Raw genomic sequence first — 22,946 nt, forward strand, 5'->3', positions numbered from 1 at the left:
ACCCCAATGTCCCCTTCTATTGAGTGATACGAGTAGGTTGCCAATATTAAGCATCACTGCCAGCATTATTTTTTTGTTATTCTTCATGCGTTATTTTCAGACAGAGTGAATGAAAATGATCACTCCGATCAATGTATTTAATCTCTTACCAAATAATTTAATATAATCACAGAATTAATGTTTTTTTCATTTTGCATGTGAATTTTTATTGATAATGGATATGGCGGTATTGATGTATAAAATATATATCTTTAACCGATGTTTGTGGTTGCGATTGATAATTAATATTAATTATATAAACAGCAAATTAATAGCTTCTAAGAGATTAATTAACATATGACTAAAAAGTAATTTTAAATCAAGGTTAATTTAACTTAAAGACTGAATGCAGTGGTGAGTGAATTCAAAATATCATATAGTTAGCATGCTTTACGTTACAAAATAATGAAAAACCTTAATGCGTGAGAAACCAGGAATGGATCCTGGTGATTTCTTATGTTTAAAACATGGAGAATACAAAATGAAATCTATGATTAAATTTGCCCTGCTGCCATCGGTTCTGCTGATGTCTGCCGGCGCTTTTGCCACCTCCACCTTAGATCAGGCCCAAATAAACCTTACTGGATCGGTTACGAATAATGCATCCACCTTTTGCAATATGAGTGTACCGAAATCCATTGATTTGGGTCAGGTCGATTTAAATGACATCATTTTAGCGCCCGCCGGGAAGGATATTCATCCGGTTGATTTCCAGGTAAAAATCCGCAACTGTGTGGCAAATAAGCCTGTCCATATTCGCTTCATGGCAGTGTCAACGACAGAAAATTCATATATAGCTCAGAACGCGCAGGGAGTAGATGGTGCGCAATACGTAGGGGTTGCTTTCAGGGAGGTAATCGGTGGTCAATCAACACCGCTTGATCCTATGGGGACTTCAACACCAGACCAAACAGACAGCGATGGCATGGCGACGCACGATTTCACTGCAAGCATAGTAAGGACGACGAGCGCAAACGAACCTACTTCGGGCCCTGTTTATGTTTCGGCGACGTTGACCTTAGAAGCTATTTAACTTAAGGGCAGTAAATAATCTCCGTCGGTAATACATCATTACCGACGCTTTGGTATGAAAATTATATCATGAAAATATCAGTTAAATATTTCATAACATGTTTATTGCTAGGCTATGCCTCTTACGGCCAGTCTGCGGTTGACCTTGATTCCAGCCGCGTCATTTATCATGCGGAAAATGATGGTGAAGATTCAAGGGTAAAGAATAACGGCGATATCACCTATCTGGTACAAAGCTGGGTGGACAAGGGGTGGAACATAAAAGGGGCACCTTTTACCGTGACGCCGCCCATTTTTAAACTCGAGAAAGGTAACGAAAGTAAAATTAGTGTTATTTATACGGGGAAAGGTGAAGCAAGTGATCGGGAAAGTTTATATTGGCTGAATGTTAAATCAATACCGGCTTTAGATAAAAAAGCGCTGAAAAATAAGGTCGTCATTGCGGTCAGCCATCGGGTGAAACTTATTTACCGACCAGAGGGCTTGCCCGGGGACCCGGCCGCAGCCATCGGCACTCTGGAATGGACAAAAAAATCACCTGATACTGTCCATGTAAAAAATAATAGTCCTTACTATGTCACGCTGAGTCAGGTAATCCTGAATGGCAAAAAAATTCCCATTAGCCTGGAACCTGACAATTCTACGTTAGCGCCCAATAGTGCAGCAGATTATTCAGCACATACTGCTTTGGGCGAAAAAGTAAAAATAAGCTGGTGGGCAATAGGCGATACAGGTACTCAGAGTAAAGAGTTTGTCAAAAATTTGTGATTGTCATTATTGATATTGACTATTTTCTTGCATCAGCGGCGCGATATGTATGTTCCATCCGTTAAAAATGGGTATTGTTTTTTTATTGGCAGTAATTTCAGTTTCATCTCACGCTGATGAATATTTTGAACCTACATTACTTGAGACATTCGATGAGAATACCCCGCCACCAGACCTGACACATTTTTCAACTAAGCAACTCGCTCCGGGGAAATATCGCGTCAAAATCAGTATAAATTCGGATTTTTATGACCGACGCATGGTGGATTTTATCATGGATGACCATGAGCGGCTGACGCCTTGTTTTAGCGAGGACGAATATACGGAGATGGGGATAGATAAACATTCATCATTGGTGACAATGAACAAAACGCCTGCGCCTTGCCGCCCTGTTTATAGCGTCATTGAAGGCGCTACAGTGCACACTGATTTATCGCAGTTACAGCTCGATTTATCTATACCTCAGTTAGCATTGCGGTCACAGGTCGCAGATGATGTGCCTGAAACGCTGTGGGATGAAGGGATTACGGCCTTTATTTCCAATTATCGTCTGGACGGTTCTTCCACCCGGAATAACGGGGAAAGCGCCTTATCTTCCCGGGAGAACGATAATTTCCTCAACTGGAATAACGGGCTGAATGTGGGGCCCTGGCGTCTGCGAGATTCATCGTCATGGTCAAATTCCAACGGATGGAACAACCTGTCGATGTATGTCAAACGCTCGATCCGCCCGCTTAAAAGCAAACTGACCATGGGAGATTTCTCCACACAGCAGGATATCTTTGACCCTCTGGCTTTGTTAGGCGTTCAGTTATCTTCTGATAGTGCAATGCTTCCTAACAGCATCAACGGCTTTTCGCCTATCGTGCGCGGCATTGCAAAAAGCTATGCTCAGGTCACAGTGAGAAACGCCGGAGATATCATATACCAGACTAACGTACCACCGGGGCCTTTTGCTTTAAAAGATATTGTCCCTGTTTCTGATGGTGGAGAACTCGATGTTACGATTAAGGAGTCCAATGGTGCGGAAAATCACTACATTATTCCTTACGCATCGATACCTGAACTCCAGCGTGAAGGGCAGTTGAAATACAGTTTGTTAGCGGGCCAATATAAGGATGAGACAGTAGGAAATAAGCCGAATGTTATTCAGGCCAGTACCGCCTGGGGGTTGCCTTATAACCTGACATTACTCAACGGATTGCAATGGAGCCAGCACTACCAGGCCGCCAGTCTTGGTATCGGTGTTGATGCCGGCCATTTGGGTGCATTGTCACTCACTGCTGTTCATCAAAAAACGCAACCGGAGTATGAGAATCAAAAAAAGTCGGGTACTGCCGCACGTTTATCCTATGCAAAAGTTATTTCAACAAGCGATACCACTGTTCATGTTGAAAACTGGTTATATAGTAATAATTATTTATCTTTTCAGGATGCTTATAACCCTAATCAATATGAGAGTAAAATACGCAACCGGCAGTCAGTGAATATAAATCAACCCGTGAGTGATGAAGGAGAAAGTATATACTTCACACTTAGCCGGACGGGATATGAAGAATCCTCTGATATCATATATCAGACCGGTGTCAATGGCTCCATAAACGGAATATCTTACTCAGTTGCCGTCAGTAAAAGTAAAATGAGTAATAACAATGAATGGGATAAGCAGCTGGCGCTGACAGTTTCTGTTCCGTTTTCAGTGTTCTCATCTGATGCCAGTTACGGTTCAATATCATATTTAATGACGCAAAGTGGCGGTAAAGATAACTCCCAGCTAGTGACTGCTTCCGATGCGCTAAATGATAAACAAACACTTATTTATACCGCCAGCACGTCATACGAAAATGATAATAGTGGTGCAAAAGGCGCTGTCAGTCTGGATTATAAAAACAGTTCAGGCCAAGAAAAAATTGGTTATAACTATGACGAAATGCAGAAACAGTTAACATACGGCATGTCCGGAGGCGTATTATTGCATCAGGGGGGGGGTACTTTTTCTCAGTATATGGATAATGCTTCAGCATTAATCAGCATCCCTAATGTCAGTGATATTAGCATTGAGGGATATGATGGAATTAAAACAGACAGTAACGGGTATGCTGTCTTACCTAATATTATACCTTACCGTAAAAATGACGTTAAGGTTGAACCTCCGGCAGCGCGGGACAGTGAAGTCGAAATTACGGCTCTCGTTAATACCGTTGTTCCGACAAAAGATGCTATTGTTTTGGCAGAATTCGCAGCCCGGGTTGGACGAAAAGCCATTGTGATTCTGAATTACCATTCATTACCGTTGCCCTTTGGCACGGAAGTTAAACTAGTGCCTGGCGACCAGGAATTTTATGTTGCTGATAATGGCCTTGCTTATATCACCGGGATGCCTGAAGAGGGTACTCTCAGTGCAGATTTTGGTAATGGTCAACATTGTCAAACTGACTATAAATTGCCTCAAAAGAAAAAGGCTGGCAAATCCTCAATGGTAAAAATGGTGCTGGAATGCAACTAACTAAGATCCCTTTAATGTCAGTACTATTTTATGCGCTTATTTTTTTATCAAGTGCTCATGCTTGTAAAGGGCATTTAAACATTAATATTTTACCAAAAATCAATACATCCTTCAGCAGCGCCGTTATCGGCGATGTGCTTTACAAAAAAGAAGGCACGCTTTCTACGCTGGCCGGTAAAGATATAAAATTTATTTGTAATGAAGGGAACGGATTGCAGCAAATAACAGCCATTGGAAAATTACACAGTTTATCCCTTGCGAAAAATACCTATGCGACTAATCTTAGCGGCGTGGGTATTAGAATCACGATGGCCTTGCAACAAAAAGAGGGGTTCAAATGGAAAAAGCTCCCTTTTTATTTCTCAGAGAAAGTTACTTCTACTTTCGGTGCGGATGATATCTATATGCGTATTGAGTTGATTAAGACCGCAGATGAGGTTGCACCAGGTCAGTTAAACTATGATGAAAATAATGCGTTGCTGATAAGTGTCAATAATCAGCAATCCGTTTATAGTGTTGGCATACATCTTTCCGGCCTCATGACTTCAGGCACTTGCGATATCTTAACTGATTTAATAAATGTCGATATGGGGGTGCTAACCGTAGATAAGTCGAAAGGATATAACGGAGATACAGGACGTACAGATTTTGCTGTGCCTGTAAGTTGTGAAAATGTTCATGGCGTATTCATGACGATTAAAGGTAATCTTTATAAAGGGTTAAAGGATACCATTGCATTGATGGATATGCCCGGCAGCGCCAAAGGTGTCGGCATAAGACTAACTTATAAGGATATTCCGGTGGTTCTCGATAAGCCCGTTGATATTTCTGATCTCTTTCAACAAACGACGAAAAATAATATTCTTCTTTCAGCTAACTATTTTGTTTCGGATAATGAAATCGAGCCCGGGCTTGTCACGGCTATGGCCACATTAAGGATCGACTATTTATAATGAGCGAAACGTCGGAGCAGGGTTCCGGCTGTCTTTGGATAATATATGAAGAGGCAATTTTTAGAAGTGCTGACCCGACAAATTTGACGCCTGTAACCGTCAAACCTGATAGCGCTGCTGATGCAGCAGATAACCCGCTACGGCGAAGCGCACAGCACCGGGAAATTTACAATGATTTATTCGTTAAAAAGGTTGCTCTTACCGGCAACCTTTAGCGCATCTTGTTCCGGGGGAGTACACGTTGATGTGAATATTAGCGCTGGCGACTGATCACACGTCGGATGCAGTTTGTTATCTTATCTATCATCAAAACCATACTGGGGCTGCTTTGGAATGAGGGGGTAGGATCTGAGGTTTTTATTTTTTAAGCGTGTTTCAAGCTCCGTTCTGGTTTTTAAAGGAAAGCTTTCATATTCTCTTTCTAACCTTATATTTCCGGCAGGTAAAAGGGCAAAAATGTCATGATGTCTTCATTGATATGCGCAAAAGAAGGGGATGCCATCGTGAGCATCAACATCAGGAGGATTTTTTTCATACTGAACGTTCCTTGTTATTTAAACGCTTTTTCCATGCATCCCCAAAACTTACCCTGACTTTGATATGAAATATCAATGATTAAAGTTCTCTCATAGATTTCATGTATTAAGCAAACCTGTAATTACCTGTTGAGGCATCAATAAAGAATAAATATAGGGAAGTTGTTTTTCTGAGCAAGAACTATTTCCATTTCCTATGAATAGGGTGTTTTGCGATCCGAAGATCAATTCGGCGATTATAAGTTTGCGTTTTACGCCATTCCTGGTCGCTATTCCATTCATCTGATGATGCTTTGAGAGTATTCAGACGTTAACGTTTTTCCCTGACTGCTGGCACGTCGAAGAGACAAATCTGACGTATTTTTGAACGATTTTTTTGCCCCTTTTTTCTGCATTTACTGCCATTTATTCCCTTGTATGATCAGGGTTGTTGTGATGATCTGGAGGGCGAATCGGGATGAACAGCCGATCCGTCTGTGCTCAACGATTCAGCAAAGATTTAATGTTGCTTTTATGTGAACGAATTAACAAGCGGGCAAAATCCTGCTATGCTGCCCAGGCGCTAAAGGGCACTGTGCTCAGGTTCAGGACGTATAGTTTCAGAACAAGAAACCCTCTTACCCGCAGTGTCCCCGATTCATCAGACCGCTTGAATTCCCCTGTCCCTACAGGCATGACGCGATGCTGATGATGGAAGCCAGGCATAATAAATGACAATGAGAGCGAGGAGAAAGTCGTGCTAGAAGAATACCGTAAGCACGTAGCCGAGCGTGCTGCAGAGGGCATCGTCCCTAAGCCACTTGATGCTTCACAGATGGCAGCGTTGGTTGAGTCCCTGAAGAATCCGCCGCAAGGCGAAGAAGACACTCTGTTAGACCTGCTGATTAACCGTGTTCCACCGGGCGTCGACGAAGCCGCCTATGTTAAAGCCGGGTTCCTGGCCGCCGTCGCCAAAGGCGAAACTACCTCTCCGTTGGTCACTCCTGAAAAAGCTGTTGAACTGCTGGGCACCATGCAGGGCGGTTACAACATTCACCCGCTGATCGACGCACTGGATAACGACACGCTGGCACCTATTGCCGCGAAAGCGCTGTCCCACACGTTGCTGATGTTTGATAACTTCTACGATGTGGAAGAAAAAGCACACGCTGGCAACGAACACGCGAAAAAAATCCTTCAGTCGTGGGCGGATGCCGAATGGTATCTGTCGCGCCCGCAACTGGCCGAAAAAATCACCGTCACCGTGTTTAAAGTGACCGGCGAAACCAATACCGATGATTTGTCACCTGCTCCGGATGCCTGGTCCCGTCCAGATATTCCTCTGCATGCGCTGGCAATGCTGAAAAATGAACGCGAAGGCATTCATCCGGATCAACCGGGCAGTGTCGGTCCGATCAAACAAATCGAAGAACTGAACAAAAAAGGTTTCCCGCTGGCTTATGTGGGTGACGTTGTCGGTACCGGTTCTTCGCGTAAATCAGCCACTAACTCCGTGCTGTGGTTCATGGGTGATGATATCCCTCATGTGCCAAACAAACGCGGCGGCGGTGTGGTGCTCGGCGGCAAAATCGCGCCAATTTTCTTCAATACCATGGAAGATGCCGGTGCCTTACCGATCGAAGTGGACGTGTCTAACCTGAACATGGGCGATGTTATCGACATCTATCCGTATAAAGGTGAAGTGCGTCATCACGAAACCGACGAAGTGCTCGCCACTTTCGAACTGAAAACCGACGTACTGCTCGACGAAGTGCGTGCAGGTGGTCGTATTCCATTGATCATCGGCCGTGGTTTAACCACCAAAGCCCGTGAATCGCTGAAATTACCGCAGAGCGAAGTGTTCCGCATTGCGAAACCCGTCGCTGCAAGCAATAAAGGTTTCTCGCTGGCGCAGAAAATGGTGGGCCGCGCCTGTGGCGTTGCCGGTGTTCGTCCGAACGAATATTGCGAACCCAAAATGACGTCCGTGGGTTCTCAGGACACCACCGGTCCGATGACCCGTGATGAACTGAAAGACCTGGCGTGTCTGGGCTTCTCCGCCGATCTGGTGATGCAGTCATTCTGTCATACCGCGGCGTATCCTAAGCCGGTTGACGTGACCACCCATCACACGCTGCCTGATTTCATCATGAACCGTGGCGGTGTTTCACTGCGCCCGGGCGATGGCATTATTCACTCCTGGCTGAACCGCATGCTGCTGCCTGATACAGTTGGCACCGGCGGTGACTCCCATACCCGTTTCCCGATTGGGATTTCTTTCCCGGCGGGTTCCGGTCTGGTGGCCTTTGCGGCAGCGACCGGCGTGATGCCTCTTGATATGCCGGAATCCGTTCTGGTGCGTTTCAAGGGCAAAATGCAACCGGGCATCACCCTGCGTGATCTGGTGCATGCGATCCCTTACTACGCGATTAAAGAAGGCCATCTGACCGTTGAGAAGAAAGGTAAGAAAAACCTCTTCTCTGGCCGTATTCTGGAAATCGAAGGCTTGCCGGAACTGAAAGTAGAACAGGCATTTGAACTGGCGGATGCGTCTGCAGAGCGTTCAGCGGCAGGTTGTACGATCAAACTGGATCAGGCACCGATCAAAGAATACCTCAGTTCCAACATTGTATTGCTGAAGTGGATGATCTCTGAAGGTTACGGCGATCGTCGTACCATCGAGCGTCGTATCAAAGGCATGGAAGAGTGGCTGGCGAATCCTACCCTGCTCGAAGCGGATGCGGATGCCGAATACGCGGCTGTGATCGAAATCGATCTGGCGGACATCAAAGAGCCAATCCTTTGTGCGCCGAACGATCCGGATGATGCGCGTCTGCTGTCTTCCGTACAGAACAGCAAAATCGATGAAGTCTTTATCGGTTCGTGCATGACTAACATTGGTCACTTCCGTGCGGCCGGTAAACTGCTCGACAGCCATAAAGGCGCGTTACCAACCCGTCTGTGGGTTGCACCACCGACTAAAATGGATGCGGCACAGCTGACTGAAGAGGGCTATTACAGCGTCTTTGGTAAGAGCGGGGCGCGTGTAGAAATACCGGGCTGTTCACTGTGCATGGGTAACCAGGCGCGTGTGGCCGACGGTTCTACCGTGGTTTCCACGTCAACGCGTAACTTCCCGAACCGTCTGGGCAATGGCGCTAACGTCTATCTGGCCTCAGCGGAACTGGCCGCGGTGGCGTCCCTGCTGGGTCGCCTGCCAACACCGGAAGAATATCTCGGTTATATGGCAGAAGTGGATAAGACTGCGGTGGATACCTACCGTTATCTGAACTTCGACAAACTGAGCGAATATACGGATAAAGCTGACGGTGTGATCTTCCAAACCGCAGTCTAAATCGCTATATTTGCGCCAGTGTTGAAAGGGAGCTTCGGCTCCCTTTTTTATTGTGATTTTTCCAGAGGACTGCGCCATGGATTACGATTTTTTACGCGACATCACCGGTGAGGTCAAAGTGCGTTTTTCAATGGGCCACGAAGTGCTGGGCCACTGGCTGAATGAAGAAGTGAAGGGCGACCTGAGCGTGCTCGATCACGTTGAAGCCGCGCTGAGTGAGCTGAAAGGCAGCGAACGCCAGACGCAAATGGTTGGTCATGAATACACGCTGTTGTTAGCCGACGATGAGGTGATGATCCGCGCCAATCAGCTGGATTTCGACGGTGATGAGATTGAAGAAGGGATGAGCTATTACGACGAAGAAAGTCTGGCATTTTGCGGTGTCGAGGACTTCCTGCAAGTCCTCGCTAAATACCGTTCTTTTGTGACAACCTACCGCTGAGTTACTTGCCCCGCGAGGCGGTCCAGCAGAGCAGCGAACCGCCGACTACCATTAGCACCCCCGGCCAGAAACTTGCGCCCGGCAGTGTGTGCAGCCATAATCCGGCCATCAGAATCGATGACAGCGGCGTGAAGTACGACAACGCGGCCACCAGCGTCGCATTGCCTTTTTTCATCGCGATATCCCAGCACTGATACGAAATGGCCGTCACCGCGCCCATTGCCAGCAGTTCAAGAATCGCCGGTAATCTCAGGCTGATGCGGTTCGATGAATAGGTAAAGTACAGCACCCACAGCACGGCACCGGTCGCCAGCAGAAACAACGGCAGCACGCCTTTGCCTTTACACAATACGCGCACCAGATTGGAATACAGCGCCCATGAAACGGCAGCACCCAATGCCAGACCATAAGCCACCGGGTTGCCGTGCACATTACGCATTAGCTGACGAATATCCAGCCCGTGACCGCCGCTGATCGCCCATAACACGCCTGCAAACGCCAGTACTGCCCCCGGCCAGATCCACCAGCGTACGCGTAATTTCAGCAACGGAACCGCAAACAGCAGCGTCAGACTTGGCCACAAATAATTGATCAACCCGAGTTCCAGCGTTTGTTGCCGGGTATGCGCCAGACCAATCGCCAGCGAAAACGCCACCATATAAAAGATAAATAACAGACCGCAGATGATCAGATAGGCCGCAGATTCGCCGCGCAACGTTGGCTTGCCGCCGACCATCCAGACTAAAATCCCACTGACAGTATAAATTGACGCGGCCGCGCCAAAGGGCCCCAGAGATTCGGACAAACTGCGGGTGAGCGCCACGCTCATACTCCACAATAAAATGGCGAGAACGCCACACAGCGTTGCAAAACGATCCATAAGAAAGGTAAGCCTCTGGAAAAGGAGGCTTTTAAGATAAGCGATTGTCCCGGTTATTTACACCGGAACAATCCGCTTGAGGGGCGCTGAGTTGCTGAAATCATCAGAAGTAGAAACCGACTTCCAGACCCACGGTGGAAGTGGTGGTCGCGGGCTGATAATAACCGACGGTACGTCCGTTCAGATCACCTTGTTTCTCGTCAGACTTACCGTATTTCTGATGCACATAACTGGCTTTCACAAAAACATCTTTGTTGATATTCCAGGTCAGGCTGGTAAATGGCGAAAGCCTGGATTTCGGCTCCAGCCAGACCGAGCCCTGATTGCTGTGCGTCCAGGTTTTAATCGGATACAGCGCACCGCCTTCCAGACTCAGGCGTGAATCTGTGGTCATTTGCCAGTTCGCACCCAATGACGCTTTAGCGTAAGGTTGCACAGTCACTTCCACGGCGGTGTACTGCCGCGTGGCATTTTCTGAGGCGATATAAACATCATCAGAGCGGATATTTCTCAGCCATGCCTGGCCGCCAAGCGCACCTTTCATATCGAAAGAAACACTGTCGGATGCCCGGTAACGGTAGCCGCGGGTCATGTCCGCACTGTAGCCGGTGTAATAGGTTTTGCCCTTGAGCGATCCGTTTTGCACGTTGGCCTGATCGTCAAGCGTACTGCCTTTATAACGGACGATCCCGAACATGACGCTCATGTCCCAGGCTTTTAATAAGCCGCTTTGCGTATCAAGATAATTATTGGATCCGAAATTAACGCGCAGGCGCGGGCCATGTTCAGCAACATATTTACCGTCCATATTATCGACGGATTCGTCCCACTTATAATATTCAGCACCGTAACTCACATAGTGCCGCATCCCTTCAGTATTGCTGCTTAACAAATTTTCCCCGGCCCGGGAAACCCCGGAAACCAATAAAGAACTCGCGACCAGCAGGCTGGGTACGGTCTTTAATTTAATCATTTTCATGTTTTATTTCTGCTTGCGGTGGATGGAGCTGTTTGCTTAGTAAGCAATGACGCGATGCTAATGGGCGGGCGGGGATAATTAAAGCAATTTATCTGTTTTTAATAAAAAAGCGATCTTTTGATCTGTCATAAGCTAAATTATTAGTTATAGATAAATTATATTTGATTTAGGGTTTGTGTATTGTTTTTTAAATTTGGCTTAATAGCTAGATCGATTGACGATAAATTTGACTTAAATAAAAATTTAATCACTCTTTAACTATTAATTTGCCTTAAGAAGTATAGCCGGTTTTTATACCGGCCAGGATATTTTACTTAAGGATTGCTTATTGAGTTACAGCGATGCGCCGCCGCAAATGATTAATTGCTGACCGGTAATCGCAGCCGCAGAAGGAGAAAGTAAATAACAGACTAAATCGGCAACTTCCTGAGGCTGAATAAACCGGCCAATCGGTGGCAATTTAGGCGGAGAACTTTGCCGTTGCGGATTATCCAGCATCGGGGTTTGCGTCGCGCCGGGAGCCACAATATTGACGGTAATGCCGCGCGGCGCCAGCTCTGCTGCCCAGCTGCGCGCCATGCCGGTCATGGCGGATTTTGTGGCGACGTACTGGCTGCGACCGGCGGCACCCGATGACGTCCGGCTGCCCAGCAATACGATGCGCCCGCCGTCGGGCATTTTATCTACCAGCCGGTCAGCCAGCACTTCTGCCACGCCAATATGCAGTTTCCACAATGCTTCGCTGGCCTGCAGATCCAGTTGCCCCAGCGGTGCTGCTTGCATCAGGCCTGCGGCGTGAACCACGGCATCCACCTGAGGCAGTGTTTCCAGAAATGCCGTCAGTTGTGTCGTGCCGGTGATATCCAGCAGAATACCGGTAAAGTGAGGATGAGAAAAACTCACTTCACGGCGCGCCAGTCCGGTCACTCTCCAGCCCTGCGCCAGCAGTGTCAGGCACACCGTTTCGCCAATGCCTGAGCTGCATCCTGTCACCAGCGCGTGTTTACTCGGTGTTGGGTTCATGGCTTACTCCTGACAATGAGGCCGGGCCGGTATCAGCCTTTTACCCAGGATTCTTCAACGCAGACGTATTTGATCGCCTGCCTGTAGTAGGTGAAGGCGATATGCAGTTCGCCGTTCAGCCCCTGCCTGATGCTGGGATAAGAAAATTCGCGGTTCAGTTTTTGCTGTGAGTTATTGGTCATGCAATAGCCATCGCCGGTTTCCAGATCGCGCAGGTATGGCCACGAGCGGCCACCGTCTTCCGAAATCGCCAGTGTCATCGGTGCGCGCGGAGCGCCCCAGAAGGCTGTGCGGCCACCGGTTTCCCCCGGCGTTTCGGTGCGTACGTCGTCGTCTTCATCTTCAATCTCGTCATACAGCGAGGCCCGGCGTTCACTGGCATCGGCGGCGCTGAGATTATTGAAGACCAGCGCCAGATGCCCGTTGGCGAGCGTTGTCACCTGAATCGATGAGTTATTGTTAGGCAGTGCGGTCGGTTGCGGCGCGCTCCAGCTATTGCCGCTATCCACGGAACGGCTCTGGTAGATGAAATCTGCCCAGCGGCTGCGGTACAACGCCAGCAGGCTGCCGTCGTGCAGCGGCGTGATGTTCATATGCACGCAGCCGGTGCTTTCTGGCACTGCCACGTCACGCCAGGTTTTGCCCTTATCACTGGAAATTTTGACGGCGCTGTCGTCATTGTTGCCGACCCATTTTTCACCGGGCTGTGTGCGGCAATAAAATACCGGCAGCAGCCAGTCACCGTTGGCCAGCACGGTGACCGGCTGACGGATAAAAGTGCCGGGCTCACCGAGTAATGTACCGATTTCTCCCCAGCTTTTTCCCATGTCGTGGGACTGACGAAAACGCACAATCGCGGTGTCCTGATTGCCGGATTTCTGCGCGGTGTACATCAGCCAGAGCACATTATCCGGGTCAAGAAACAGCACCGGATTTTGCTCGGAACGGCTGGCATCCTCTGAAAGTTTCACCGGCCGGCTCCAGACCTGCGCACCTTTTTCCAGGCGCGACAGGTAAATGGAAATATCAGCGATACCTTCCTGGGTACCGGCAAACCATGTGCATAACAGGCTGCCGTCGGGTAAAGGCAGCAGATTGGCGGCATGATTTTGCGGACAATCCGACGGCAACATAGCCTCACGGCGCGCGGCGTCATGTTCAGCATTATGAACTTTGCCGCTGCGTTCGACGGTTAGCGTTTCAGTGGTCATCTTAAGGCTCCAGACTTTTGAATAATGTGTGCATTTTTGTTTTTATTGGTGCGCTGTGGGATCAGACGGTCAACCAACATAATGATGGCCGGTGTGACCAGCGCGATATACATGTTGTTGATACCAAATGGATCGCCGAGCAGGTACCAGACGGAGGTCACTACGCAGGCACCAATCAGGCCGGCATTTGCACCGCGCGCACTTTTAAAGAACGGCAGATAAAAGGCCATCACCGCGACCACGGAAATCGACAGACGGATAGCGCGGGTGAAGAACGACAGCTTCAGCACTTCCGGCACCAGTAACACGAAAATCAGCGGCAGGAAGCCAATCAGCAGCGACAGCCAGCGGGTCATTTTGAACTCGCGCTCCGGCGTCGGGTTGCGGTAAGGCACGTAGAAATCTTTCACAATCAGCGAGGCAATGGCCAGCGCGACGGTACTCACGCTGACGAAAATCGACGCCACCAGCGAGGTAGTGACCAGACCGGCAAGCCACGGATTCATGTCCTGAATGAAGATTGGCAGGGCATACAGGCTGTTCATTTCAGGATGCAGGAACTTCGCCGCGACACCGATCATGCCAATCGCCAGCGCAATCGGAATGCAGAAGAAGAAAGCAACCCAGGTTGCGCGTTTGGCAGACTCGGCGCTTTTGGTCGATGAAATCGCCTGAATGACGAATTGCGTACAGAAGATGGAGCCGATGGTGCCGATCAGCCACGCGAAGATGGTGCTGGCACCGATGCTGCCGTCCCACGTCCAGTAGAAATCAGGCATCTCTTTGACCATCGGCATCACGCCGCCGGTCATGTGCAGTGCGATGCCCAGAATGATCAGTACGCCGATGTACTTGAGGGCGCTGTGCAACATGGTGACCCACGCCATGCCTTTCATGCCGCCGAAGGCGAAGTAGAACGTACTGACCACGGCGGTGATAAACGCCGCGACCGGCAGGTTCACTTTCAGCACGGTGGAAATTGCCGCCGCACCGCTGACGTAGTTACCGACGTTCACCAGCAGCAGGGCGTAAATCATGATGAGCGAAATAATGTTCTTGGTGGTATTGCCGTACTTCTCGGCAATCGCCCCGGAAATGGTGATTTTTCCGGTGTTATAAATGCGTTTTACCAGCAGTAAACCGAATATCGGGAAGCCGATGGCCGCACCCAGGATCGACCAGGACGCGGCGAAACCGCCTTCAAACGCCGCCTGTGCGGTACCGATGGTGGATTTTGCGCCGATGTATTCCGACATCAGCAACACGCCGACGATAAAGGCCGGCATTGCACGCGAGCCTTCCATGAAATCGCCGTTGGTTTTACTGCGTAACCGGTAGGTCAGCCAGGTGGTAAACACGATGTAGGCCAGAACTATACCGATGATAATTAACGTATCTGATGAGCTAAATTCTTTCATTTTTTCCTCACACAGCGCGTAGGGGACCCTGCCTGCGGATTTTCATGCGCAGGTGTCGGTGGATTCAGAAGGTGTAAGGCGCGTTTAATCGCGCAAATTAAAGGTCTTAATAACGGTCAGGATCTTTTGTGTATCGTCCTGCGTGAATTCGACCGGATACCGGCTTTCACCCACGTTAAAACCGAGCAGATTCACGGCTTTTTTAACCACAGCCGGGGAAAATGCGATGCTGTAAAGATCGGTTCGGATCTGATTGATATCGGCCTGAACGATTTCGGCCGCTGGCGCATTGTTTTCCTGCCAATGGCGGTAAACGGCATTCACCTGAGCAGGAATAATATTGGCGATACCGGAAATACATCCGGCACTGCCTTCGGTGAAACCTTTGTAAATCAGTGAGTCCGGCCCGGTCAGCACATCAAAATCCGCAAACTGACGACTGACCTCATGGAAGCCGTGCAGGCTTTCCCACGAACCGGCGCTGTCTTTAATGCCTTTGATGTTCGGATGGTCGGCCAGCACGCGCACGACCTCTGGCGTCAGCGTATTGCCGGTGCGGGCGGGAATATTGTAGAGATACACCGGCACGGTCAGCGCATCGGCCACCGCGCGAAAATGCGCGATCAGTTCCTGCGGACGCAATGCCGCAAACCACGGTGTAATCACTGACACGGCGCGCACGCCGAGTTTTTCAATCTGTTTGCCCAGCCTGAGTGTGTCACGGGTAGAAATCTCGCCGACATGCGACATCACGCCCGTGTCATCCCCTGCGGCTTCAAGACAGATTTCTGTTACCTGAATTTTTTCCTGCTCGCTGAGCATAAAAAATTCCCCGTTGGTGCCGTTGCAGAAAATATTATTACCTGCCTGTTTCTGGCGTTTTACCTGCTGGCGCAATGCGTCGCTATCGAGTTTTCCGTCAGCGGAAAAGGGCGTCACAATCGCGGTATAAACTCCGGTAATGTTATTCATCTTATTCTCTTCACGTCGTTGTCGTCGGATACGAAATAAGGGGTTATCTGATGCTGCGGTAAATTTCTTCTATTTGATTTTTCTCTACCGGCATGGGCACATTTTTAATCAAACGTTGTACCTCTATTGCCCCCTGCGACAAATAGGGAATGTCGTCAGGTGTGATATTCAGCTGGCTTAATTTGACCGGTAAATCCAGGCGATGTACCAGTGCGTCAAAATATTCCACCAGCGCATAGGATTTTTCTTCCTCACTTAATTTCAGGTCAGCGTCCGGAATTAAATCCCAGGCGCGGGCGAATTTACTGACCGCCGACGGTCGTACAAACGCCATGCACGGTGCCAGCAGAATGGCATTCGCAATCCCATGAGGAATGTGATATTTCCCGCCGAGCGGATAGGACATCGCATGCACCATATGCGTACCGGCATGGGCAATCGACGCGCCGCCGTAATAAGACGCCCACAGCATATCCAGCCGTGCTGCCAGATTTCCCGGCTCAGCGACGGCCGTTTCGATACTGGCGAACAGTTTCTTCATGCCGACCAGGGCAAAGTTGTCACTGACCGGACTGGCGATCACTGACGTAAAGCATTCGAACAGATGGCACAGCGCATCAATGCCGGTGGAGGCCGCGATGTGCGCAGGCATACTGGTGGTCAGTTCCGGCACCAGCGCCACATAATCAGGCAGCATCACTGGCGTAATAATGCCGACTTTGGTTTCCTTTTCCGGGATAGCCAGAATCGCGTTTGGCGTGGATTCTGACCCGGTGCCGGCAGTGGTCGGGATCAGCAAAGACGGGGTGCGGCGCTGCGGCTTTTCACCGGCCAGCAGGCTTTCCAGCGTGACGTTTTCATCGCCCGCACAAAGCAGGGAAAGCAGTTTTGCCACATCCAGCACGCTGCCGCCGCCTGCGCCAATCACCAGATCTACGACAGGCTTTTTCAGCGCGCTTAGGATCGCCGTAACGTCATGCTGGCTTGGCTCCGGCGGCACGTTATCAATTACCGTCACCTGACAGCCTGCTTTCTGCATCTGTGTTATCAGCGATTGCACCGGCGGCAGGCCGATAATGTTCTTATCGCTGACCAGCAGCACCTGTCGTTTTCCGGTCAGAAGGTAGCCAATGTCCTGTAATGACTGATAACCGCTGATGATCGTACTGTCTATATTCATGCCTGATTCCTGCCGTCTGAGTCTTTTGTAAGAGTGAGTTCAATCACCAAAGGTCGATATGCCTCACATCGTCAGGGCAATTTATAGGCGAAATTGAAGTTGAATAATTTGATGTTGCTCACATATAATCAATCATGATTGAATATAATCATATCCAGCAAGATTAACCCAACCCGATCCTTTACGGAGCCATGATGGCTGAAACACTGACAATCCCGGCGTATTGCACGCCTGCCGCGCTTCTGGTTATCGCTGACGATTTTACCGGCGCGAATGACACCGGCGTGGCGCTTGTCCGCCAGGGGCTGACCGCGCATGTGCAGTTTGATATTCAGACGGAAGTGCAGAGGGGCAGCAGCGCAAGCGCGGTGATTTACAGCAGTGACAGCCGGGCGCTGAGCGCGGCACAGGCGGCACAGAAAGTGACTCTGGCTGTGCAGGCGGGAATGACAGCCATCTCTGGTCAGCATTGGGTGTTTAAAAAAATTGATTCCACTCTGCGCGGCAATTTAGGGGCAGAAACCGAAGCGGCGCTGACGGCACTCAATTGCCCGCTGGCGATTGTCGCTCCCGCTGTGCCTGCACTTGGTCGTGTGGTGGCGGATGGTAAATGTTACGTCAACGGCCAATTGCTGACTGAAACCGAATTTGCAAGCGATCCGAAAACGCCGGTGCATACCGCCAGCATAGCAGAGCGACTGGCTGAACAGACGTCGCTGAAACAGCACCACGTCAGCCTTGAAGCGTTACGAAGCGGTGATTTGCACAACGTGATATTTGCTCTGGTGGCGTCCGGCGTCCGCATTCTGATAGCGGACAGCGAGACGCCAGAAGATCTGAAGCTGATTGTTCAGACCGCTGAAAGCCTGCCATTCAGACCGCTGATGGTGGGGGCTTCGGGTCTTATCCATGCGCTGACCGATGCCGCGTTGCATGACAATGAACATCCTCCGGTGATATCCGGTAAGAAATTGCCGTTGCTGGCAGTGGTCGGTTCGATGAGTGAAATCGCCTTGCAACAGGTGGCCTGCGTAATGCAGCACAGGGCGATTTCGCTGCTGGATATCGATGTTATGCCTTTGTTTTCAGATGAATTTATCGATATACAGCAAACGCTGGTCGCGCAGATTTCTCAAGCGCTGGCGCAGGGCAAACACTGTGTGATCCGCACGTCGCAGGGCGCAGAACAGCGGCACCGGATTGCGCAATTTTGCCAGCAACATGACATCAGCCGCTCGCAGATGGGCGAGCGGATTGCCGCCTTTCTCGGGCAACTGATCCGGCACCTCTTACAGCAGACGCATCCGGGCGGCATTTACCTTACCGGCGGTGATATCGCGCTGGCGGTGGTTCGTGCGCTCGGGGCTAAAGGTTTTGAAATTAAAGGACAAATTGCAGGCTGCGTTCCCTGGGGATATCTGCAAGGCAGTCAGATTCACCGGCTGCCGGTCATGACCAAGGCCGGAGGGTTCGGTACCGAAAGTACGCTACTTGAAGTTTTACGCTTTATTGAGGAGAAGTTGAGTGACTAAAATTATCGCAGTAACGATGGGTGACCCTGCCGGTATCGGCCCTGAAATTATCATTAAAGCGTTGGCTGAAGGTGAGCTTTCCGGCACGAAAGCGGTGGTGGTCGGTTGCGCCGCCACATTCCGCCGTATCCTTGGCTTAGGTATCACGCCTGCAGCGGAACTGCGTATTATCGATGACGTCTCGCAGGCGAATTTCGCGCCCGGTGTGATTAACGTTATTGACGAACCGCTGGCAAATCCTGATGCACTGGTGCCGGGCAAAGTGCAAAAAGAGGCCGGGGATCTGGCTTATCGCTGTGTAAAACGCGCGACAGAACTGGCCATGGCCGGACAGGTGCACGCCATTGCTACCGCACCGCTGAATAAAGAAGCGCTGCATTCTGCCGGGCATATTTATCCGGGACATACCGAACTGCTGGCGAAACTCACTGACAGCCGCGACTACGCGATGGTGCTTTACACCGACAAACTCAAGGTTATCCACGTCAGCACGCATATCGCGCTGCGTAAATTCCTCGATACGCTCAGTCACGAGCGGGTAGAAACAGTGATTCAGATGGCGGATACCTTCCTGCGTCGCGTCGGTTATGAAAATCCACGTATCGCTGTCGCCGGTGTGAATCCGCATGCGGGTGAAAACGGGCTGTTCGGTGATGAAGAAATTAAGATTGTCGGGCCGTCGGTAGAGAAAATGAAAGCCAAAGGAATTAACGTCTACGGTCCATGCCCGCCGGATACGGTTTTCCTGCAAACTTATGAAGGGATGTACGATATGGTGGTCGCGATGTATCACGATCAGGGCCATATCCCGCTGAAACTGATGGGATTCTATGACGGGGTGAACATCACCGCCGGTCTGCCGTTCATCCGCACGTCGGCTGACCATGGCACCGCGTTTGATATTGCGTGGACAGGAAAAGCCAAGTCTGAGAGCATGGCGATCTCTATTCAGTTAGCCGTACAACTGGCGTAATTTCGCGCCAGTGGCGCAGAGCAAAAAGGAATCACGTTGACCGGACAAAGCCGCCTCGATCAGATTATGGATTATCTGAAAAGCCATAATCTGGTCACCGTAGAACAACTGGTTGCCGCCATTGCGGCATCTCCGGCGACTATTCGCCGCGACCTGATAAAACTGGATGAACAGGGCGTGATCAGCCGCAGTCATGGCGGTGTGACGCTCAACCGGTTTATTCCCAGCCAGCCGACCACCAATGAAAAACTGCAGCGCAGTTTGCAGGAAAAGCAGGCCATAGCAGAAGTCGCCGCTGCGATGGTGAAACCGGGGGACGCTGTGGTGCTGGATGCGGGTACCACGATGCTGGAACTGGCGCGTAACCTGACGCATTTGCCACTGCGGGTGATCACCGCCGATCTGCGTATCGCGCTGTTTTTATCAGAGTTTAAGCAAATTGAAGTCACGATTATCGGCGGACGTATCGACGACAGCAGTCAGTCTTGTGTTGGCGAACATGGCCGTCGTTTGTTGCGCAGCGTTTACCCTGACATTGCTTTTGTCAGTTGCAACTCGTGGAGTCTGGATAAGGGCATCACCACGCCGACGGAAGAAAAAGCCGGGCTGAAGCAGGATCTGGCGGTGAATGCACGTCGCCGGGTGTTGCTGGCCGACAGCAGTAAATACGGTGCGTACTCGCTGTTTTGCGTCACGCCGCTGGCTGAGATGACGGATATTATTACCGATAAAGGGCTGAACCGGGATATTCAGCAGGCACTGGGCGAACAGCCCTTTACGCTGACACTGGCCTGATTTATTACCCCCGCCAAAACCAAAAAGGCCGGACATTGTAAACATGCCCGGCCTTTTCTTTATTCGGCCCTGATCAGACTGACGGAAGATTGCGACCGTAATAAATTTCCTGCATTTCTTTGTACAACAAATCGGTGATTTCCTTGCGTTCTGCGGCACTCAGTTCTTCCGGTTTGGCATTAAACAAATAATGCTTCAGATCGAATTCTTTCAATAACATCTTGGTATGAAAGATATTTTCCTGATACACGTTGACGTCCATCATGTCGTACAGCGCTTTTATATCCTGCGACATGAAGTTCTGAATCGAATTAATGGAATGGTCGATGTAATGCTTAACGCCGTTCACGTCACGGGTGAAACCACGCACACGGTAGTCGATAGTGACGATATCCGATTCAAGCTGATGAATCAGGTAGTTCAGCGCTTTCAGTGGTGAAATCACCCCACAGGTCGAGACTTCGATGTCGGCGCGGAAGGTGCACAGGCCCGCTTCAGGATGGCTTTCCGGATAGGTATGCACGCAGATATGGCTCTTATCCAGATGCGCGACCACCGAATTCGGCAACGGGCCCGGATGCTCAGTGTTATCCACATCACGGGGATCCACTGGCTCTTCGCTCACCAAAATCGTGACGCTGGCACCCTGTGGTTCGTAATCCTGTCGCGCTACGTTGAGAATATTGGCACCGATAATGGAGCAGGTTTCGGTGAGAATTTCCGTCAGACGGTTGGCGTTATATTCTTTGTCAATGTAGGCAATATAGCCGTCACGATCATCTGCGGTTTTGGCGTAGCAGATATCGTAGATACAAAAACTCAGGCTTTTGGTCAGGTTGTTGAAACCGTGCAGTTTCAGCTTTTGCAATTTAGTTCACCCCCTTATGGATGCGGTATCAGCGCGCGGCTGACAGGGCATTCAGTAAATATTGCGGCAGGGCAAAGCTGCCATGATGAATCGCCGGATTGTAATAACGACAGGTGATGTCTGCGGCGTCAAAACGTGCCTGCAAGGTGTGGTTATCCATCTGGCGATATTCCGGGCTGTTAGTTGCCCAGGCGAAGGTCATGATGCCGCCGTAATAGGTCGGGATCGCAGCCTGATAGAAACTGACATCACTGAAGTAATGACTCAGTTTGGTGTGGCTGTTCACCGCTTCATCCTGCTGGAGGAAACATACGCCATTTTGTGCCACAAAAATGCCGCCCGGATTAAGACAGCGGGCACAACCTTCGTAGAACGCCGACGTAAACAGGCTTTCGCCGGGACCGATAGGATCGGTGCAGTCGGAGATGATCACATCGAAGGTTTCAGCACTCTGATTAACGAAGTTCACACCGTCGTCGATCACCAGTTTGAAACGCGGATCATCATACGCACCGGCATTATGGTTGGGCAGATACTGGCGGCAAAACTCCACCACACCGGCATCAATTTCCACCATCGTGATCGCTTCCACGCCTTTATGGCGGCACACTTCGCGCAGCATGGCGCCGTCACCGCCGCCAATGATCAACACCTTTTTAGCGTGGCCGTGAGCGAACAAAGGCACATGGGTCAGCATTTCATGGTAAATGAATTCATCACGCTCAGTGGTTTGCACCACGCCGTCGAGTGCCATGACGCGACCCAGCGCCGCATTTTCGAAAATGACCAGATCCTGGTGATCGGTTTTTTCACGGTATAACTCTTTATCGACGCTAAAGTACTGACCAAAATGATCGTGCAGCGTCTCATGCCATATTTCTTTGGATGACGAGTTCCGGGACATGTCGTTGTTTCTCCTGATCAATCGCAGCCATAAAAATGGGCGCACATGATAGCTAACTCTGCCTGTCCATGCACGGTTGAATTTCAGACAGGTGAATGTAGGTTAAGTGTAGACGAGGCTGTCGTGGCGCGAAAAGTTGGGGAAAGCGGGGGAAGGGAACAGGCTCCGGCATCACAATGACGGAGCACACGGCTGAAAAACTGGCTGACGGAATTCAGTTGGTATAGGCCAGTAAACTCAGCGAGTCACGGGCCAGAGACTTACATTTTGTCGGTTTAGGCACGGCGATCCCGCTCAGATCACGGTAACTTTCTTCGCCCATCGACTGCATGTTAAAGCTGTTGTAATTGCTCAGATCCCAGCGGTTTTGCTGTGCGAAAAATACGATAGCCCGTTTGATTTGGGTATTCGGCAGTTGTTCGTAACCGCAGTTATTTTTCAGATAAACGAAGACGGCCGTCAGGTCCGCCAGATCTTCCGCTTCGGATTCACTCAGCGCCTGACTGGCGGAGGAGAAACCGAGCAGCGACAGTAATAACAAACACAGTGTTGTTTTTTTCATGGGTGTGTTCTTGTTCTTGTAGATTGAAAGTCAGGAAGA

The 22,946-nt window shown here is 49.9% G+C and carries 20 protein-coding genes; 10 read left to right on the forward strand and 10 right to left on the reverse strand.

Annotated features, from left to right (window positions below):
• Positions 1–475: 475 nt before the first annotated feature.
• From EVX52_RS11760 to yacL, 7 genes are all read left to right on the forward strand, one after another.
• Positions 476–1,072, forward strand: a complete 597-nt coding sequence (locus EVX52_RS11760) for a fimbrial protein (RefSeq protein WP_165385179.1) — start codon at positions 476–478, stop codon at positions 1,070–1,072.
• 68 nt (positions 1,073–1,140) lie between these two features.
• On the forward strand, positions 1,141–1,839 hold the full coding sequence (locus tag EVX52_RS11765; protein ID WP_129991324.1) for a molecular chaperone: 699 nt from the start codon (positions 1,141–1,143) through the stop codon (positions 1,837–1,839).
• A gap of 49 nt (positions 1,840–1,888) precedes the next feature.
• A complete protein-coding gene (locus EVX52_RS11770; RefSeq protein WP_129991325.1) occupies positions 1,889–4,345 on the forward strand; it encodes a fimbria/pilus outer membrane usher protein in 2,457 nt (818 codons plus the stop codon).
• Positions 4,336–5,298: a fimbrial protein gene (locus EVX52_RS11775; RefSeq protein ID WP_129991326.1), complete on the forward strand. Its 963-nt coding sequence runs from the start codon at positions 4,336–4,338 to the stop codon at positions 5,296–5,298. The genes EVX52_RS11770 and EVX52_RS11775 overlap by 10 nt, the downstream gene beginning before the upstream one ends.
• Positions 5,298–5,513 carry a hypothetical protein gene (locus tag EVX52_RS11780; protein WP_129991327.1) on the forward strand — a complete coding sequence of 72 codons (216 nt, stop codon included), beginning with the start codon at positions 5,298–5,300 and terminating at the stop codon, positions 5,511–5,513. Before EVX52_RS11775 ends, EVX52_RS11780 begins: the two co-directional genes overlap by 1 nt.
• 1,057 nt (positions 5,514–6,570) lie before the next feature.
• Entirely contained in the window at positions 6,571–9,168 is a 2,598-nt protein-coding gene (gene acnB, locus EVX52_RS11785; RefSeq protein ID WP_129953173.1) for a bifunctional aconitate hydratase 2/2-methylisocitrate dehydratase, read from the forward strand.
• A 76-nt stretch (positions 9,169–9,244) separates the two neighbouring features.
• A complete protein-coding gene (yacL, locus tag EVX52_RS11790) occupies positions 9,245–9,610 on the forward strand; it encodes a protein YacL (protein ID WP_129953172.1) in 366 nt (121 codons plus the stop codon).
• A gap of 1 nt (position 9,611) precedes the next feature.
• Here the strand turns inward: yacL and yddG are convergent, their stop codons facing one another.
• The 7 genes from yddG to EVX52_RS11825 all read right to left on the reverse strand — a co-directional run bounded on the left by yddG (position 9,612) and on the right by EVX52_RS11825 (position 17,273).
• Positions 9,612–10,490 (reverse strand): aromatic amino acid DMT transporter YddG, encoded by an 879-nt coding sequence (yddG, locus tag EVX52_RS11795; RefSeq protein WP_129991328.1) that lies wholly within the window; start codon positions 10,488–10,490, stop codon positions 9,612–9,614.
• A gap of 103 nt (positions 10,491–10,593) precedes the next feature.
• Positions 10,594–11,469 (reverse strand): hypothetical protein, encoded by an 876-nt coding sequence (locus EVX52_RS11800; protein ID WP_129991329.1) that lies wholly within the window; start codon positions 11,467–11,469, stop codon positions 10,594–10,596.
• A 333-nt stretch (positions 11,470–11,802) separates the two neighbouring features.
• A complete protein-coding gene (locus EVX52_RS11805) occupies positions 11,803–12,492 on the reverse strand; it encodes an SDR family NAD(P)-dependent oxidoreductase (protein WP_129991330.1) in 690 nt (229 codons plus the stop codon).
• 32 nt (positions 12,493–12,524) lie between these two features.
• On the reverse strand, positions 12,525–13,703 hold the full coding sequence (locus EVX52_RS11810; RefSeq protein WP_129991331.1) for an exo-alpha-sialidase: 1,179 nt from the start codon (positions 13,701–13,703) through the stop codon (positions 12,525–12,527).
• On the reverse strand, positions 13,700–15,121 hold the full coding sequence (locus EVX52_RS11815; RefSeq protein ID WP_129991332.1) for a sodium:solute symporter family protein: 1,422 nt from the start codon (positions 15,119–15,121) through the stop codon (positions 13,700–13,702). Before EVX52_RS11815 ends, EVX52_RS11810 begins: the two co-directional genes overlap by 4 nt.
• Before the next feature lie 84 nt (positions 15,122–15,205).
• On the reverse strand, positions 15,206–16,093 hold the full coding sequence (locus EVX52_RS11820; RefSeq protein WP_129953166.1) for a dihydrodipicolinate synthase family protein: 888 nt from the start codon (positions 16,091–16,093) through the stop codon (positions 15,206–15,208).
• A gap of 43 nt (positions 16,094–16,136) precedes the next feature.
• Positions 16,137–17,273, reverse strand: coding sequence for an iron-containing alcohol dehydrogenase (locus tag EVX52_RS11825; RefSeq protein ID WP_129991333.1), 1,137 nt, complete (start codon positions 17,271–17,273; stop codon positions 16,137–16,139).
• A gap of 191 nt (positions 17,274–17,464) precedes the next feature.
• Between EVX52_RS11825 and EVX52_RS11830 the strand changes: the two genes are divergently transcribed.
• Genes EVX52_RS11830 through EVX52_RS11840 form a run of 3 tightly spaced genes read left to right on the forward strand, consistent with a single transcriptional unit; the run spans position 17,465 to position 20,573 of the window.
• Positions 17,465–18,805 carry a four-carbon acid sugar kinase family protein gene (locus EVX52_RS11830; protein ID WP_240783464.1) on the forward strand — a complete coding sequence of 447 codons (1,341 nt, stop codon included), beginning with the start codon at positions 17,465–17,467 and terminating at the stop codon, positions 18,803–18,805.
• Positions 18,798–19,778 (forward strand): D-threonate 4-phosphate dehydrogenase, encoded by a 981-nt coding sequence (locus EVX52_RS11835; protein WP_129953164.1) that lies wholly within the window; start codon positions 18,798–18,800, stop codon positions 19,776–19,778. Before EVX52_RS11830 ends, EVX52_RS11835 begins: the two co-directional genes overlap by 8 nt.
• A 36-nt stretch (positions 19,779–19,814) precedes the next feature.
• The gene (locus EVX52_RS11840; RefSeq protein ID WP_129953163.1) at positions 19,815–20,573 is read left to right on the forward strand and encodes a DeoR/GlpR family DNA-binding transcription regulator; all 759 of its coding nucleotides are present in this window, start codon (positions 19,815–19,817) and stop codon (positions 20,571–20,573) included.
• A gap of 73 nt (positions 20,574–20,646) precedes the next feature.
• On the opposite strand, the gene speD is transcribed toward EVX52_RS11840, so the two are convergent.
• The 3 genes from speD to EVX52_RS11855 all read right to left on the reverse strand — a co-directional run bounded on the left by speD (position 20,647) and on the right by EVX52_RS11855 (position 22,907).
• Positions 20,647–21,441: an adenosylmethionine decarboxylase gene (speD, locus tag EVX52_RS11845; RefSeq protein ID WP_129953162.1), complete on the reverse strand. Its 795-nt coding sequence runs from the start codon at positions 21,439–21,441 to the stop codon at positions 20,647–20,649.
• A 28-nt stretch (positions 21,442–21,469) separates the two neighbouring features.
• Entirely contained in the window at positions 21,470–22,345 is an 876-nt protein-coding gene (gene speE, locus EVX52_RS11850; RefSeq protein ID WP_129991334.1) for a polyamine aminopropyltransferase, read from the reverse strand.
• A gap of 214 nt (positions 22,346–22,559) precedes the next feature.
• The gene (locus tag EVX52_RS11855) at positions 22,560–22,907 is read right to left on the reverse strand and encodes a YacC family pilotin-like protein (protein ID WP_013576967.1); all 348 of its coding nucleotides are present in this window, start codon (positions 22,905–22,907) and stop codon (positions 22,560–22,562) included.
• Positions 22,908–22,946 lie beyond the last annotated feature (39 nt).

It is taken from the genome of Rahnella sp. CFA14(1/10) (assembly GCF_004195095.1).
Taxonomy (GTDB): Bacteria; Pseudomonadota; Gammaproteobacteria; order Enterobacterales; family Enterobacteriaceae; genus Rahnella; species Rahnella perminowiae.

Bases quoted from the DNA above. Each gene is read 5' to 3' on its own strand.
- EVX52_RS11770 (WP_129991325.1), top strand. From the start codon at position 1,889: ATGTTCCATCCGTTAAAAATGGGTATTGTTTTTTTATTGGCAGTAATT.
- EVX52_RS11815 (WP_129991332.1), bottom strand. From the start codon at position 15,121: ATGAAAGAATTTAGCTCATCAGATACGTTAATTATCATCGGTATAGTT.
- EVX52_RS11780 (WP_129991327.1), top strand. From the start codon at position 5,298: ATGAGCGAAACGTCGGAGCAGGGTTCCGGCTGTCTTTGGATAATATAT.
- EVX52_RS11775 (WP_129991326.1), top strand. From the start codon at position 4,336: ATGCAACTAACTAAGATCCCTTTAATGTCAGTACTATTTTATGCGCTT.
- EVX52_RS11825 (WP_129991333.1), bottom strand. From the start codon at position 17,273: ATGAATATAGACAGTACGATCATCAGCGGTTATCAGTCATTACAGGAC.
- yacL (WP_129953172.1), top strand. From the start codon at position 9,245: ATGGATTACGATTTTTTACGCGACATCACCGGTGAGGTCAAAGTGCGT.
- EVX52_RS11800 (WP_129991329.1), bottom strand. From the start codon at position 11,469: ATGAAAATGATTAAATTAAAGACCGTACCCAGCCTGCTGGTCGCGAGT.
- EVX52_RS11760 (WP_165385179.1), top strand. From the start codon at position 476: ATGGATCCTGGTGATTTCTTATGTTTAAAACATGGAGAATACAAAATG.
- EVX52_RS11855 (WP_013576967.1), bottom strand. From the start codon at position 22,907: ATGAAAAAAACAACACTGTGTTTGTTATTACTGTCGCTGCTCGGTTTC.
- EVX52_RS11820 (WP_129953166.1), bottom strand. From the start codon at position 16,093: ATGAATAACATTACCGGAGTTTATACCGCGATTGTGACGCCCTTTTCC.
- speE (WP_129991334.1), bottom strand. From the start codon at position 22,345: ATGTCCCGGAACTCGTCATCCAAAGAAATATGGCATGAGACGCTGCAC.
- EVX52_RS11765 (WP_129991324.1), top strand. From the start codon at position 1,141: ATGAAAATATCAGTTAAATATTTCATAACATGTTTATTGCTAGGCTAT.
- EVX52_RS11830 (WP_240783464.1), top strand. From the start codon at position 17,465: ATGATGGCTGAAACACTGACAATCCCGGCGTATTGCACGCCTGCCGCG.
- EVX52_RS11810 (WP_129991331.1), bottom strand. From the start codon at position 13,703: ATGACCACTGAAACGCTAACCGTCGAACGCAGCGGCAAAGTTCATAAT.
- EVX52_RS11805 (WP_129991330.1), bottom strand. From the start codon at position 12,492: ATGAACCCAACACCGAGTAAACACGCGCTGGTGACAGGATGCAGCTCA.
- yddG (WP_129991328.1), bottom strand. From the start codon at position 10,490: ATGGATCGTTTTGCAACGCTGTGTGGCGTTCTCGCCATTTTATTGTGG.